This is a genomic window from Mycobacterium sp. 1245499.0 (genome assembly GCF_001673615.1).
In the GTDB taxonomy this organism is placed as follows: Bacteria; Actinomycetota; Actinomycetes; order Mycobacteriales; family Mycobacteriaceae; genus Mycobacterium; species Mycobacterium europaeum_A.
Genome location: NZ_LZMG01000122.1, coordinates 1 through 14,382, shown reverse-complemented (window position 1 = coordinate 14,382; position 14,382 = coordinate 1). Strand labels below are relative to the sequence as shown.

Genomic DNA, 14,382 nt, shown 5'->3' with positions numbered 1-14,382 from the left:
GCGCCTACGAGAGCTACGTCGCGAGCGTCGATGCGGCCATGGCGGGCACCGTGTGGTGCCACACCCCGTCGGCGCACACCTACTATCGCTCGGGTGGAGGCCGGATCGTGACCGCCTTCCCATACCGCCTCGTCGACTTCTGGCGCGACCACCGTGCGCCGACGGGGTGTGGCACCACACGGTGCCCGCCATGGCCGCATCGACGCTCGCGACGTAGCTCTCGTAGGCGCGCCGCGTCACCTCCACGGCGGAGGCCTGCCGCAGCGCCATCAACTGCAGGCATTCCATCACGTAATGCACCATCACCTCGACACCGAAGTTGTGGCCGGCGCCGTGTCCTGGGCTGTAGTTGGGGGCAGACGAGATGAACAAATTCGGGAATCCGGGCACCATCCCGCCCCGATAGGCCCGGGGGGCGTTGCCCCACTCGTCGGTCAGCTTTTTGCCCTCGCGGCCCCGGATATCCACGGTGGAAAGGAAATCCAGGTGGTAGCCGGTGGCGTAGACGATGACGTCCAGGTCGAGTTGCCGACCGTCGGCCGTGACGATTCCGGCCTCGTTGACCCGGGCCGGTTCGCCGGCCTCGACGTCCACGTGCTCGCGGGCCAGCGCCGCGTAGTAGCCGCCGGGATCGCGGATGATCCGTTTGCCGTAGGGGGCGAAGTCGGGCGTGACCTTGCGGGCGAGGTCGCTGTCCGCGCCGAACACGCGATCGATGTAATCCAGACACATCTGCAGCAACACGTCGTTGGCCGGCGAAATCGACAGGTGTTCGGCCGCCCACTGCGGATCATGCAGGATGACCGGATAGTTGTTGTCCGATGTTCCCCAGTAGGACTTGAGCCGAATCCAGTTGGCGTAGTGCGGCAGTCGGGTGCACAGCCAGCGCTGGTGGGCGGGGACGTCGTCGGAGGCCCGCCGCCGCGGTGCGACCCAGTGCGGCTGGCGTTGGAACACCGTCAGGTGCGCGACCCGGTCCACGCAGGCATCGACGATCTGGACCGCGGTGCAACCGGCTCCGATGATCGCGACCCGCTTACCCGCGAGATCCAGCTCCGGGTCCCACTGCGCGGAATGGATGGAGATTCCCGAGAACCTTTCGCGCCCAGCCAGATCCGGCCAGCGCGGCCGATTGAGATAGCCGGCGGCCGGAATCACCACGTTCGCATAATCGACGTTGCGTGTTCCGTCCGGCCCGACGGAGTGGATCTGCCATTGCCGGCGTCGCTCCTGCCACCGCAACGCTTCGACCACGGCGCCGAATCGGATGTGCTTGCGCAGGTCGTTCTTGTTCGCCACCGATACCAGGTAGGCCTGATATTCCGCACCCTGCGGGTAATAGCTCGACCAGTCGCCGTTGATGTCGCGCGACAGCGAGTAATACGCCGAGGGCGTATCCACCCCGATTCCGGGATACCTGGTGGTGTACCAGGTGCCGCCCACCTCGTCGTTTCGCTCGATGATCAGGTACTCGATGCCGGCGTCCGCGCAGGCGAGCGCCGCGGTGATGCCGGCGATGCCCGCGCCGATGATGACGACCCGGAAACCCGCCGGAAGTTTCGCGGTGCGCGGAAGTACGGGTTGGGAGGCCTGGAACCCGCTCTGCTCGAGGAGCAGTCCGAGATACTCCGGGCCGACCTCTCCGCCCAGCGCGGTGGGCGCCACGCGAGCGAACAGGTCGAGGTCGTCGGCGGGTAGCGCGCCCGCTCGGCGCGGTGCCCCCAGTGCGGTGACGATCTCGTCGATGAGCCGAGCGGCCGTCTCCGGATCGGTGACGCCCGCCTGCTCCGGCGGGTTGGGCACATGGGTGATTTTCGGCCCGAACCGAGCGGCGACGGTCGGGTCCCCGGTCAGCTGCGCCAACACGGCGACGAGCACCCCTGGATCGGCCTCACGCAGGTTGGCCCGCAACTCGCCGACGTCGTGGGGATCGGAGCCCGCCAATCCGGCGTTCTCGGTCGTGACGGGGACACCAGTGCTCATGCCAGCGAGTATCGGTGCGGTCCAGCCCGCTTGGGAGGCCCCTGCCTACTCAGCGGGACGTGGACGACCCGGTTGCGGGCGTTGACGCTTACCGTGACCGGCATGCAGTCCGATGACCTCGACGTCATGATCGAACGGGCACGTAGCCACGGCCTCGGCGATATTCCCCGGCGATCGGCCCGCCGGCACCCGCACAAGATCGCGATCATCGACGACGACATCGTGCTGACCTTCGCCGAATTCGACGGCCTGGTGGACCGGACCGCGGCGGCGTTGCACGACAGCGGTTTTGGGCCCGGGAGCCGATTAGGCCTCTTGTCCCGCAACTGCTGGCAGTACGCCGTGCTGGCGTTCGCGACGGCGCGCGCGGGAGTGGTCTTGGTCCCGATCAACTTCATGCTGACCGCCGAGGAGATCGCCTACATCCTCGAGCACAGTCGGGTCGGCGGCTTGGTCGTCGAAGCAGATCTGACGCCGACCGCCGAACAGGCGATTCGGCGAGGCGGCGTGGTCAGAAGCAAAGTCGCCCTGGTGCCGAGGGGACACCGGGGCGTGCCCGGGTGGGCGGACTTCGCCCAGTGGCTGACGACCGACGCATCGGTCCCGAACCCGCACATCGACGACGACCAGCCAGTGCGGCTGATGTACACCAGCGGCACCGAATCGCGCCCCAAGGCCGCCATCCACACCAGCCGCAGCCTGATGTGGCAGTACGTCAGCACGATCGTCGCCGGCGAAATGTCGCACGACGACGTCGAAATCCATTCGCTGCCGCTGTATCACTGTGCTCAGCTGGACAACTTCCTGGCCACGGATGTCTACCTCGGCGCGACCAGCATCATCCTGCCGCGCCCCGATCCCGAAGCGGTGCTGCGCACGATCGAGCGCTACCGCGTCACCAACTATTTCGCTCCCCCGACCGTGTGGATCTCGCTGCTGCGCTCACCGGTCTTCGACCGGGTGGACCTGTCCAGCCTGCGCAAGGGCTACTACGGCGCCTCGGCGATGCCCGCGGAAATCCTGCGCGAGATCCGCGAGCGGCTGCCCAACCTGCGGCTGTGGAACTTCTACGGCCAGACCGAGATGGCCCCGCTGGCCTGCGCTTTGGGTCCCGACGAGCAGGATGCCCACGGCGGATCGGCCGGTCGGCCGGTGCTCAACGTGGAAACGGTGATCCTCGACGACGACGACAACCCCCTCCCCGCCGGGGTGGTCGGCGAGATCGCCCACCGCAGCCCGCATTTGACGTCGGGCTACCTCAACGACCCGGAACGCACCGCGGCGGCGTTCAAGGGCGGCTGGTTCCACTCCGGTGACCTCGGCTACTACGACGAACACGGACTGCTGCACGTCGTCGACCGCAAGAAGGACATGATCAAGACCGGTGGCGAGAACGTGGCCAGCCGCGAGGTCGAGGAAGTTTTGTACCGCCACAACGGAGTCCACGAAGTCGCCGTGTTCGGCCTGCCCCACCCGGTGTGGGTGGAGGCGGTGGCGGCCGCCGTCGTTCCGCGCGACGGCACCACCCTCACCGAGGACGAACTGTTGTCTCACTGTCGCGCGCACCTGGCCGGATTCAAGGCACCCAAACGTGTCTTCTTGGTGGATGCGCTGCCCAAGAACCCCAGCGGAAAACTGCTCAAACGGCTGCTGCGGGAGCGCTTCGGTGTCGAGCAGCACGCGTTCAGTTGATCTCGAAGCAGCGCTGCTCACTACAGTTGCCCACATGAGCTCACCTCTGCCGCGTCTGGTGCCACCCGCCAGCACCGACGCCGCTACGACCGAAGAGTTGCGCGACGAGGTGCGCGACTTCCTCGCCGATCAACTGGCGGCGGGCGCGTTCACCCCGTCGGTCGATGCCTGGCTGACGGGGTGGGACGAGACCTTCACCGCCGCGCTCGCCGGGCGTGGCTGGCTGGGCATGACGGTGCCGCCCGAATACGGCGGACACGGGCGCTCTTTCATCGAGCGATTCGTCGTCACCGGGGAACTGCTCGCGGCGGGCGCGCCGGTGGCCGCGCACTGGATCGCCGACCGCCAGATCGTGCCCTCGCTGCTCAAATACGGCACCGAAGAACAGAAGCGAAAGTTCCTGCCCCGCATCGTGCGCGGCGAGTGCTACTTCGCCATCGGGATGAGTGAGCCGGACTCGGGCTCCGATCTGGCCAGCGTGCGCACCCGCGCGACCCGCGTCGACGGCGGCTGGTCACTGACCGGCACGAAGGTCTGGACTTCGGGCGCCCACCTCGCGCACGCGTTCATCGTGCTGGCACGCACCGCGCCGGTGGACCCGGCGCATCGGCACGCCGGACTGAGCCAGTTCATCGTCGACCTGCGCGAGCCCGGCATCGAGATCCGGCCGATCGTATCGATGAACGGCGCCCACCACTTCAACGAAGTCGTCCTGGATTCGGCGTTCGTCCCCGACGCCATGGTGTTCGGTGAGATCGGCAACGGCTGGCAGCAGGTGACCTCCGAGCTCGCCTTCGAACGCAGCGGACCCGAGCGGTTCCTTTCCACGTTTGTCCTGCTGGCGGCCTGCGCGGATCGCATGGCGGCCAACACCATTCCCCGCGATCCGGACCTGGGGCGACTGGTGGCGCGCGTTGCCGGCCTGCATCAGATGTCCACCGCGGTGGCCGGTGCGCTGGAACGACACGAGCCCGCGGACCTACCCGCCGCCGTGGTCAAGGTGCTGGGCACCGTCACCGAAGGCGACATCGCGGAATTCGCGGATTCGCTGGACTCCCCCGATCCGCTGTACGCCCACCTGGCACGCCAGTCCGTGGATCAGCGGCCCGGCTTCACGCTGCGCGGCGGCACCAACGAGATCCTGCGCGGCGTCATCGCGCGCGGATTGGGCATGCGATGAGCGCCGGGCCGCCGGTCGACGGGGCACTCGTCGACATGATGCGCGCGGTCTTCGCCGATCATCGTGACAAGCATCCGCCCACCACACCGATCCGGCGGGATCCGGACCTGTGGCGGCACCTCGACGAGCTCGGCCTGGTACGCCTGACCGGTCCGGAGCAGCGCGGCGGCAGCGGGGCCGGCTGGTATGAAGCGGCCGAACTCCTGGCCGCGGCGGTTGAGCACGGTGTCCGAATCCCGTTGGCAGAACACGATTTATTAGCATGCTGGCTGCTGGAAACCAGCGGAATACCCACCGACGGCGCGGTTCGGACCGTGTGTGTGCTCGACAACCAGGGCGGCGCGACCGAGGTGCCGTGGGCCGCCTCGGCCGACCGGATCGTGGTCGTCTGGCGAGCCGAGGGTGGACGCCACGTCGCCGACGTCGCCGCCGGCCGACTCACGATCACCCCGGGCACCAACCTGATCGGCGAGCCTCGCGACACGGTGGTCGCCGACCCGGCGAGCCTGCAAGGCGTCCCCGTCACCGCGGCCGTGCTCACCCAGCTGCGGCTGAAAGGCGCCCTGGTGCGGTCCATCCAAGTCAGTGCCGCCTTGGACCGGATCCTGCAGATGTGCGTCGAGCACGTGAGGGCACGGGTCCAGTTCGGCCGCCCCCTGTCCAAATTCCAGGCCGTGCAGAACCTCATCGCCGATATCGCCGCGGAGGCCGCGCTCGCCCGAGCGGCGACCGAGGCCGCGCTGCACGCCGCGGTCGTCGGTGCATGGTCGACACCCAACCTGAATTTCCTTGTCGCCGCGGCGCGGTCGTGCGCCGGCCACGCGACGTCGGTGGTGGTGCGCAACGCCCACCAGGTACACGGCGCGATCGGCACCACCCGTGAGCACCGCCTGCACGAATTCACCCGGGCGGCGCTGGCCTGGCGTTCGGAGTTCGGCTCGCTGCGGTATTGGGACGAACAGGTCACCGACGCCGCGCTGTACGCGAGCGCCGGTGACCTGTGGGGCCTCATCACCGGCTGAACCCCACACCGTGTTCCACTGACCGGGCATCCGAGGTGTCGGCGAGGGCATCCCGGAGTTGACTGACGCCATGAGCAACGACATCACGCTGCCGGAATTGCAGGAGTTCATCGCGTCCTTCTGGTACCACTACGACGAGGCCGACTACGACGCGCTGGCGGCGAGCTACGCCGAGGACGTGCGCTACCTGACCCGAAGCGATTCCGGCGCAAGCCCTTTCGAAGAACTGATGTCACCGGAGCTCACCGGTCGCGACGCGGTGCTGGAATGGCTGTCGGAGCACCGCAAGCAGAGCCCGTACCCGTTGCGCCATCACGCTACCAACCTGCACCGCACCGGCTCTGACGGGGATGTCACCCGCGCCCGGTTCTACATCTTCGTCAACCAGATCGCCGACTTCGTGCCGTTCGCGGTGTCCAGCGGGGTGGTCAACGTCGGCGTCCGGCGCGGCGCCGACGGGCTTCAGTTCAGCGAGATGGACGTGATTCTGGACGCCACCAACTCGGTGCTCCTCGCGGAACTGCACGCCGAAAGCCGCACCGGCTCATAGCAATGAACGCACAGCAGGCCTTCGGGGGCGGAATCGCGGTGATCACCGGCGCCGGATCCGGTATCGGCGCCGGCCTGGCCCGGTACGCCCGCCGGCTGGGCATGACGGTGGTGCTGGCCGACATCGACGGGAACGCCGTCGCCGCGCTGCGCGACGAACTGTCCGCGGGAGGCGGCGCGGCCCACGACGTCATCTGTGACGTGCGCGATCCCGGCGCCGTGCAGGACCTCGCCGACCGCACCTATCACGACGTCGGTCCGGTGCGCCTGCTGGTGAACAACGCGGGCATCGAACAGTTCGGCTACCTGTGGGACACCCCGGTGACCAACTGGCAGCGCGTGATGGACGTCAACGTCAGCGGTGTCTTTTACGGCGTGCGCGCGTTTCTGCCCAAGATGATGGCCGCCGACGAACAGGCCTGGGTGTGGAACATCGCATCGGTGGGCGCGGTGGTGGCGATGCCGCTGCAGACGCCCTACATCGTGAGCAAGCACGCGGTGCTGTCCTTGACCGAGTGCCTGCATCTCGAGGTGCAGGCCACCGGACACGACCATCACATTCAGGTCCAGGCCGTGCTGCCCGGGCCGGTGCGCTCCAACATCTTCGAGTCCGCCGGCGGCGTCGATCCGGGGGCGGCCAGTGACGCGGCCGCCGCCGAAACCCACCGGTCGAGCATGCTCGGCATCAAGGCCGCGTCCATGGATCCGCTGGAGGCCGCCGAGGCGATCTTTCGGCAATCCGCGCAGGGCCGGTTCTACCTGCACACCCATCCGGACAGCGTCGGTGCGGCGATGGCCGAGCGGGCCAACGTACTTGCCGCGCAACGGCCCCCACGACTGCGAACCGAGACGCGGTTCAGCACCGAGGCGCCCTGACGTGACGACGACATGACCTGCTACGCACTGGATCCCGACGCGGCCGCCCGGGTCGCCTCGTTCGGCGAGATCGCTTCGATGCGGCAACGGAGTCTGGCGGCGCTGCGTGCCGGGCTGGAGTCCGCGCCGCTGCCCGAGACGATGCCCGAGATGGCCGGCGTCACCGAGACGCTCGCGCCGGGCGCCGCCGGTGGCATCCCCGTCCGGATCTACCGTCCCACAACGGTTTCCGACGCGCCGGTCTTGGTGTATCTGCACGGGGGCGGACTGGTGATGGGATCCAACCACTCGTTCGAGCCGCTGGCGCGTGAGCTCGCCGCGGCGTCAGCGGCCACCGTCGTGGCCGTGGACTACCGGCTGGCCCCGGAGGCAGCGCCGCCCGCGCAGTTCGACGACGCCTACGCCGCCACCGAGTGGGTGTCGCGCAACGCCGGCGAATTGCGCGTCGACGCCGACCGGCTCGCGGTGATCGGCGACAGTGCCGGTGGCTCGCTCGCGGCGGCGGTTGCCTTGGCCGCGCGCGATCGCCACGGACCGCCCATCTGCGCGCAGGCGCTGCTGTATCCCGGCTTGGACCGCGACATGACCGTTGCCTCAGTCACTTCGATGCCCGACGCGCCGCTGCTCACCCGCGACGACATCGACTACATGCACGAGCTGGTCGACGCCGGTGCCGGGCCGCCCACCGACCCGTATCTGGTCCCGGCGTATGCGGCCGACCTCTCGGGCCTACCGCCGGCGATCGTGGTCACCGGAGGCTGCGACCCCATCCGGGACTGGGGTGAGCGCTACGCGGACCGGCTCCGCGACGCCGGCGTGCAGACCACCGTCACTCGTTATCCCGGCATGTACCACGGCTTTCTGATGCGCTCGGACGCGACCGCGCGGGGCCGGCTGGCCGTCGCGGAGATCGGAGCGCTGCTGCGGGCCAAGTTCGCGAATCCGCTTCGGTTTGACGTCCCGATCACCGGACAGCGGTCCGCCGCATCGCGATAGCGCTGCGCACAATCAACCGACCCTGACCGTAAAGGAGACAGCTGATGCTCACCGACGAGCGCCGGATGGAGCTTTCCGACGCGTTGCGGCCGGCGGGGCCGCCCCGCGAGATCGACAACGTGTACACCGACGACCAGCGTGAGCGCCTACTCGACGTGGTGCGCACCGAAGGCCCCTGGCGACTGATCATCGCCCAGCACTTCGCGTCGGCCGACGAGTTGATGGCGACGATGAGCGGCATGTTTCCCGAAGGGTTCACCCCCTCGCTCGATTTGTTCCTGACGCCGACGTTCCGCGGTTACCTCGCCAACTACGGCGCGGTGCTCTACCCGCAACTGCACGACTGCTTCTACAACGAGCGGTTCCTGGAGATGGCCAAGAGCTACTGGAACGCCGAATACGCCAAGCCACAGTTGATGCTGTTCAACATCAATGGCCCGTGCGCCAACCGCGATCCCGGCCACCTGGATTCGCCGAGCTTCCGCGGCGTGCGCCACGAAAACGCCCCGACATGGCTGACCAGCGTCATGGGTAAGTCGGGTCTGTTCGGCGACTACCTGATCAAGATGGCACAGGTCATCACCTGGTTCTCCCTCGACGCCGGCAGCGGCTTCACGTACTGGCCGCACGGACCGCTCAAAGCGCCGCAACGCATCCTGCCCCCGATCAACAACCGCGGCGTGGTGGTGCAAAACGAGATGATGGTGCACCGTGGTGAGGCGAATGGCCCTCTGGATCAACAGGTTCCGGCAGGCCTGGGCTTCGACACCGTGTTCGCCGGGGACCCCGCCAGCCGCGAGCATTGGTTGCTGAAGAACGGCGCGGACGTGATCGCCCGGCATCACACCGACGAACTCCGGTTCCTGGTGCACTGGTCGGCCGAAGTGTTCGCCGACTACGACGAGCTGAAAAAGAACATGGACGGTTCGGATGACCTGACCGTCGCGAAGGCCATCGACATCATGGTCGACGACCTCAAGACCAAGGGCGTCACGCTCGACATCCCCAGCGAACCGCTGCACGATCCGGCGTTCATCAGCGCGCTCAACGCCGCCTACGACCTGGGCGGCCCTGCCGTGTACCCGGAGGACGCCCCGGTCAGCGCCCTCCAGCCGGCATGACGAAAAGGGCCGCACTGATGGATCGTTTCGCCGATCGGCGGGTCATCGTCACGGGCGCCGGCTCCGGCATCGGGCAGGCCACGGTGGCGCGCCTGCTCGACGAGGGGGCCACCGTCGTCGCCTACGACATCGCCGCGGACGGGTTGACCCGCACGGCGGCCGCCGCCGACGACGCGGGCAGCGGCAATCGCCTCACCACCGCCGTTCTGGACATCTCGGTCGAGGAGGACGTCATCGCCGCCGTCGATACCGCGGTGGCCGACTTGGGCGGCCTCGAGGTACTGGTGAATGTCGCTGCCGTGCAGACCTGTTCGCACACTCATGAGACCACTCTGGCCGATTGGAACCGGACGCTGGCGGTCAATCTGACCGGCACGTTCCTGATGACGCGCCAGGCGCTACCGGCGCTGCTTGAATCCAGGCGCGGCGTGGTGGTGAACTTCACCTCCACCGCGGCATCGTTCGCCCATCCCTACATGGCCGCCTACGCCGCCAGCAAGGGCGGCATCCTGAGTTTCACGCACTCGCTGGCGCTGGAGTACTCCAAGCGGGGGCTGCGCGCGGTCAACATCCAACCGGGCGGCGTCTCGACGGCACTGGCCAACAGCACGCTGGACAAGATGCCCCAGGGGTATGACCTCGGCCTGTGGGCCAAGCAAACTCCGCTGCTGCACGGCAAAGACAGCGAAATACTCGGCGACGCAAGCGCGGTGGCGTCGGTGATCGCGATGGTGGCCTCCGACGACGGTGCGTTCATCACCGGCACGGAGATTCGCGTCGACGGCGGCGCGCACGCCTGACATGGTTGCTGATCGATTGCAGGACCTATGCGACGAGCGCGACGTGCAACGCGCGCTGATCCGGTTCGCCCGGGCCATGGACGACCGCGATTGGGCGGTCATGGCCGAAATCCTCGCCGAGGATGCGCAAGGGGATCTCGGGACGGGACGGCTACAAGGACGCGCGGCGATCATCGGATTGATTCGCGAGTTCCTCGACAAGTGCGGCCCCACCCAACATTTCTTGGGCAACGTCATCGTCGACGTCACAGGAGACACCGCGGCCAGTCGCGCCTATGTCCGCGATGTGCACCTGGACGCGACGGCTGATTCGACGACGCGGTTCTACACCATCGGCGACTACCACGACACGTGGCGGCGCCGCCCGGACGGATCGTGGTGTTTGACGAAACGGATCAAGGCCAACCGCGCTTACGTCGGAACACTCGACGTGTTCGGTGCGTGACGGCCGCCGCCGACACTCAGGCGTCGACGATCGCCAATTCTCCCGTAGCCACCGCGAACTGGATCGACTCCCGCAGCGCGTCACAGGCCAGGAACGGCCCGCGGTGATGGCCGGCCAGGCGGTCGGCGTCGCGGCGCTCGATGCAGCGCGCCGAAGCACCTGCGTCCCACTGCACGCTGGTCTGGTTCCAGCTGCTCTTGCGGGCCAGCACCCGCGCACCGCAGTTGCGGCACGTCACCGGCGCCATCGGCATCTGGTCGAGTCGATTGTCCTCGCGCAGAAACGGTTCCGCAGACATCAGGCCTGGGCCGCCATGTTGGCCTCGACCTCTTTCATCCACGCCTCGTAGGGGCGGGTGGTGTCGAGCTCGAACTCGAAGCGGTCCACCATGTCTGGCTGCACGTCGGCGGCGTCGACGTAGAACTGCTGATACCAGCGGCGCAGCTGATAGACCGGACCGTCCTCTTCGACCAGCAGCGGGTTGTCGATGCGGGCCTTATGCCGCCAGATCTCGACGTCCTGCTCGAAGCCGAGCTTGACGTAGTCGCCAAGGGTGATCGCGGTCTGCATGGCCTGATCGTCGGGCAGCGTGTCCGACTTCTTGACGATGATGCCGTATTGCAGCACAAAGGAATTCGAGTCAATCGGATAGTGGCAATTGATCAGGATGGTCTTGGCGTCGCCATGCTCGTAGTGATAGGTCAGGTCGTCGATCATGAACGAGGGGCCATAGTAGGACGCCACGGACGTCGTGCCCAGCATCTGCGATCCGGTGCCACCCATGTCGGGCCGGCTTCCGCCGTTCATGTACTGCGTGGCCACATGGCCCTCGAAGATGTTCTTGAAGTACGTCGGCAACGAGCCGTGAATGTAGAAGAAATGCGCCATATCGACGACGTTGTCGATGATCTCGCGGCAATTGCTCCCCACCACCGTGGTGTACCAGTGCCAGTCGGTCCACTGGTCGCTGGTGGCGCCCTCGATGCGCGGGATCGTCACCTCCGGCGGCGGCGGTTTGCGCTCCGGGTCGTTCCAGACGAACAACATGCCGTCCTGCTCCAGCGTGGTCCAGGCTTGCGTGCGGGCCAGTTTCGGGGTGCGCCGGCTGTAGGGCACCTGCTTGCAGCGCCCGTCGCCGCCCCACCGCCAGTCGTGGAACGGGCAGGCGATCTCGTCGCCCTTGACCTCGCCCTGGGACAGGTCGCCGCCCATGTGCCGGCAGTAGCTGTCGAGCACGTTGATGGCGCCGTCTGCGCTGCGGAAGACGACGAGTTTCTGCCCGAAGGCGTTGATCGCGTGCGGCTTGCCGTCCCCGAAATCCCTCAGCAGGCCCAGGCAGTGCCAGCCGCGGGCGAACCGCGTCGGGGCGGCCTGCGCTTCGATCAGGCGGACTTCGTCGGCCTCGGTTTGCGACGTCATAGGGCTGATTAAACTCGCCGCGGCCCGCCCGCGGGACCCCTTGTTCCACTGATCAGGATGGCTCGTCCCGCCGGGCGAGGTTGCGACCTACCGTTGCGGGCGTGAGGACGCACAGCGCGACGATTCCCGCCGGGCTTCCCGTGGCCGACACCTGCGTCGACCTGCTCGTCGTCGGGTCCGGCACGGGCTTGGCCGCGGCGCTGGCCGCCCACGAGTTGGGGCTGTCGGTGCTGATCGTGGAGAAATCCTCGTACGTGGGCGGCTCGACCGCCCGTTCGGGTGGTGCGCTGTGGCTGCCGGCCAGCCCGGTGCTGACGCAGGCGAACGCCGGTGACACCGCCGAGCGCGCCGGCGCCTACCTGGACGCGGTGGTCGCGGGGTCCGCGCCCCCGCAGCGGTCCGCCGCGTTCGTCGCGCACGTGGCGGCGACCGTGGACATGCTGCGCCGCACCACTCCGCTGCGGCTGTTCTGGGCCCGCGACTATTCCGACTACCACCCCGAGGAACCGGGCGGCAGCGCCGCCGGCCGCACGTGCGAATGCCGCCCCTTCGACACCTCGCAGCTCGGCGACTACCGCACCCGGCTGGAGCCCGGCCTGATGGAGGTCACCGTCCCGATGCCGACGACGGGCGCCGACTACCGCTGGATGAACCTGGTGGCCCGCATGCCGCGCAAGGGAATTCCCACCTACGGCAAGCGACTGGCGCAGGGCGTGGGCGGCCGCCTGCTGGGCCGGCGCTACGCCGCGGGCGGACAGGGCCTGATGGCCGGGTTGTTCACCGGGGTGCTGCGCGCCGGCATCCCGGTGTGGACCGGCACCGCGCTGGCGCGCCTCGCCCGCGAGGGCGACCGCGTGACCGGCGCCGTCGTCGAGCACGACGGGCGCGAGGTGACGATCACCGCGCGGCGCGGCGTGGTGCTGGCGACCGGCGGTTTCGACCACAGCATGGACATGCGCTGGAAATTCCAATCGGAATCGTTGGGCGCCAACCTCAGCCTCGGCGCCGCCGCCAACACCGGCGACGGGATCCGCGCGGGACAGGAAATCGGCGCCGGCATCGACCTGAGGGACCAGGCGTGGTGGTTCCCCGCGGTCGCGCCGCTGCCCGGCAAGGCACCGGCGGTGATGCTGGCCGAGCGATCGCTGCCGGGCTGCCTGATCGTGGATCAGCATGGGCGCCGGTTCGCCAACGAGGCGACGGACTACATGTCGTTCGGGCAGCGATTGCTGCAGCTGGAGCGCTCGGGCAGCCCGGTGGAGGCGATGTGGATCGTCTTCGACCAGCAATACCGCAACAGTTACGTCTTTGCCGCCGAACTCTTTCCGCGGATGCGCATCCCGCAGACGTGGTATGACGCCGGCATCGCGGTGCGCGCGGACAACCTCACCGACCTGGGCGCCCGGATGGGTGTTGAGGTGTCGGAGTTCTTTGCGACCATGACCCGCTTCAACCAAAACGCCGCTGCCGGTGCGGATCCCGACTTCGGCCGCGGTCGCAGCGCCTACGACCGCTACTACGGCGACCCGACCGTGAAGCCGAACCCGAACCTGCGGCCGTTGGTCAACGGCCCGTTCTACGCGGTGAAGATGGTGCTGTCCGATCTGGGCACCTGCGGTGGACTGAAGACCGATGAGCGGGCGCGGGTACTGCGCGAGGACGGCGCGGCGATCGCCGGGTTGTATGCCATCGGCAATACCGCCGCCAACGCGTTCGGCACGACGTACCCGGGCGCCGGCGCGACGATCGCGCAGGGGCTGGTGTATGGCTACATCGCAGCCAGGGAGGCGGCCAGGGCGGCAGGTGGCCACCAGGTCTAGTCGCATCGTGTGCGGCGGTCATTCCGACCCCGGGCTGGCGTCCTCGTCGTCGTCTCCGTCGCGCAGGAGCTTTTCGGGGTGGTGGAAGGTGTTGGTGCGGGGTTGGCCGGTGTCGAGGTGTGGGGGTGGGATCCATTGGGTGTCGCCGTGGGTGTTTTTGCGGGTGGTCCAGCCGCCGGGGCGTAGTAGGCGGTGGTGGGGGCCGCAGGCGAAGGTGAGGTTGTTGACGTCGGTGGTGTGGCACTTGCTGTAGTCGGTGACGTGGTGGACTTCGCAGTAGTAGCCGCCCACGGTGCAGCCGGGGCTGCTGCAGCCGCGGTCCTTGGCGTACAACACGATTCGTTGGCCGGGTGAGGCGAGGCGTTTGGTGTGATAGAGCGCCAGGGCCTTGCCGTTGTCGAAGATCGCCAAATAGTGGTGGGCGTGGCGGGCCAGGCGGATGACATCGCTCATCGGCAGCAGGGTGCCGCCCCCGGTCA

14 protein-coding genes are annotated in these 14,382 nt (G+C 68.0%); 10 read left to right on the top strand and 4 right to left on the bottom strand.

Going from position 1 to position 14,382, the window contains the following annotated elements; genetic code table 11:
- Positions 1 to 1,983: NAD(P)/FAD-dependent oxidoreductase (locus A5646_RS06080; RefSeq protein ID WP_231998250.1), on the bottom strand; the 1,983-nt coding region annotated here is incomplete at its 3' end.
- 93 nt (positions 1,984 to 2,076) lie between these two features.
- Here A5646_RS06080 and A5646_RS06075 point away from each other — a divergent pair.
- The 9 genes from A5646_RS06075 (at position 2,077) to A5646_RS06035 (ending at position 10,664) form a co-directional block, all read left to right on the top strand.
- Positions 2,077 to 3,675 carry an acyl-CoA synthetase gene (locus tag A5646_RS06075; RefSeq protein ID WP_082984648.1) on the top strand — a complete coding sequence of 533 codons (1,599 nt, stop codon included), beginning with the start codon at positions 2,077 to 2,079 and terminating at the stop codon, positions 3,673 to 3,675.
- A gap of 34 nt (positions 3,676 to 3,709) precedes the next feature.
- Entirely contained in the window at positions 3,710 to 4,855 is a 1,146-nt protein-coding gene (locus A5646_RS06070) for an acyl-CoA dehydrogenase family protein (protein ID WP_066869860.1), read from the top strand.
- Positions 4,852 to 5,877, top strand: coding sequence for an acyl-CoA dehydrogenase family protein (locus A5646_RS06065; protein ID WP_067020578.1), 1,026 nt, complete (start codon positions 4,852 to 4,854; stop codon positions 5,875 to 5,877). The genes A5646_RS06070 and A5646_RS06065 overlap by 4 nt, the downstream gene beginning before the upstream one ends.
- Positions 5,878 to 5,947: 70 nt before the next feature.
- Positions 5,948 to 6,427 (top strand): nuclear transport factor 2 family protein, encoded by a 480-nt coding sequence (locus A5646_RS06060; protein ID WP_066869866.1) that lies wholly within the window; start codon positions 5,948 to 5,950, stop codon positions 6,425 to 6,427.
- A gap of 2 nt (positions 6,428 to 6,429) precedes the next feature.
- Positions 6,430 to 7,302 (top strand): SDR family oxidoreductase, encoded by an 873-nt coding sequence (locus A5646_RS06055; protein ID WP_067020575.1) that lies wholly within the window; start codon positions 6,430 to 6,432, stop codon positions 7,300 to 7,302.
- 12 nt (positions 7,303 to 7,314) lie between these two features.
- Positions 7,315 to 8,298, top strand: coding sequence for an alpha/beta hydrolase (locus A5646_RS06050; protein ID WP_066876257.1), 984 nt, complete (start codon positions 7,315 to 7,317; stop codon positions 8,296 to 8,298).
- A 44-nt stretch (positions 8,299 to 8,342) separates the two neighbouring features.
- The gene (locus A5646_RS06045) at positions 8,343 to 9,419 is read left to right on the top strand and encodes a hypothetical protein (protein WP_067020572.1); all 1,077 of its coding nucleotides are present in this window, start codon (positions 8,343 to 8,345) and stop codon (positions 9,417 to 9,419) included.
- 17 nt (positions 9,420 to 9,436) lie between these two features.
- On the top strand, positions 9,437 to 10,219 hold the full coding sequence (locus A5646_RS06040; RefSeq protein WP_067020569.1) for an SDR family NAD(P)-dependent oxidoreductase: 783 nt from the start codon (positions 9,437 to 9,439) through the stop codon (positions 10,217 to 10,219).
- A gap of 16 nt (positions 10,220 to 10,235) precedes the next feature.
- A complete protein-coding gene (locus A5646_RS06035; RefSeq protein WP_066869894.1) occupies positions 10,236 to 10,664 on the top strand; it encodes a nuclear transport factor 2 family protein in 429 nt (142 codons plus the stop codon).
- 16 nt (positions 10,665 to 10,680) lie between these two features.
- On the opposite strand, the gene A5646_RS06030 is transcribed toward A5646_RS06035, so the two are convergent.
- Both A5646_RS06030 and A5646_RS06025 read right to left on the bottom strand, forming a co-directional pair.
- Entirely contained in the window at positions 10,681 to 10,962 is a 282-nt protein-coding gene (locus A5646_RS06030; protein ID WP_066876260.1) for a ferredoxin, read from the bottom strand.
- Positions 10,962 to 12,083: a Rieske 2Fe-2S domain-containing protein gene (locus A5646_RS06025; protein ID WP_066869885.1), complete on the bottom strand. Its 1,122-nt coding sequence runs from the start codon at positions 12,081 to 12,083 to the stop codon at positions 10,962 to 10,964. The genes A5646_RS06030 and A5646_RS06025 overlap by 1 nt, the downstream gene beginning before the upstream one ends.
- A gap of 101 nt (positions 12,084 to 12,184) precedes the next feature.
- Between A5646_RS06025 and A5646_RS06020 the strand changes: the two genes are divergently transcribed.
- Positions 12,185 to 13,903: a 3-ketosteroid-delta-1-dehydrogenase gene (locus A5646_RS06020; protein WP_082984647.1), complete on the top strand. Its 1,719-nt coding sequence runs from the start codon at positions 12,185 to 12,187 to the stop codon at positions 13,901 to 13,903.
- Positions 13,904 to 13,921: 18 nt separating this feature from the next.
- On the opposite strand, the gene A5646_RS06015 is transcribed toward A5646_RS06020, so the two are convergent.
- On the bottom strand, positions 13,922 to 14,382 hold a 461-nt coding region (locus A5646_RS06015; protein WP_156765531.1), incomplete at its 5' end, for an HNH endonuclease signature motif containing protein.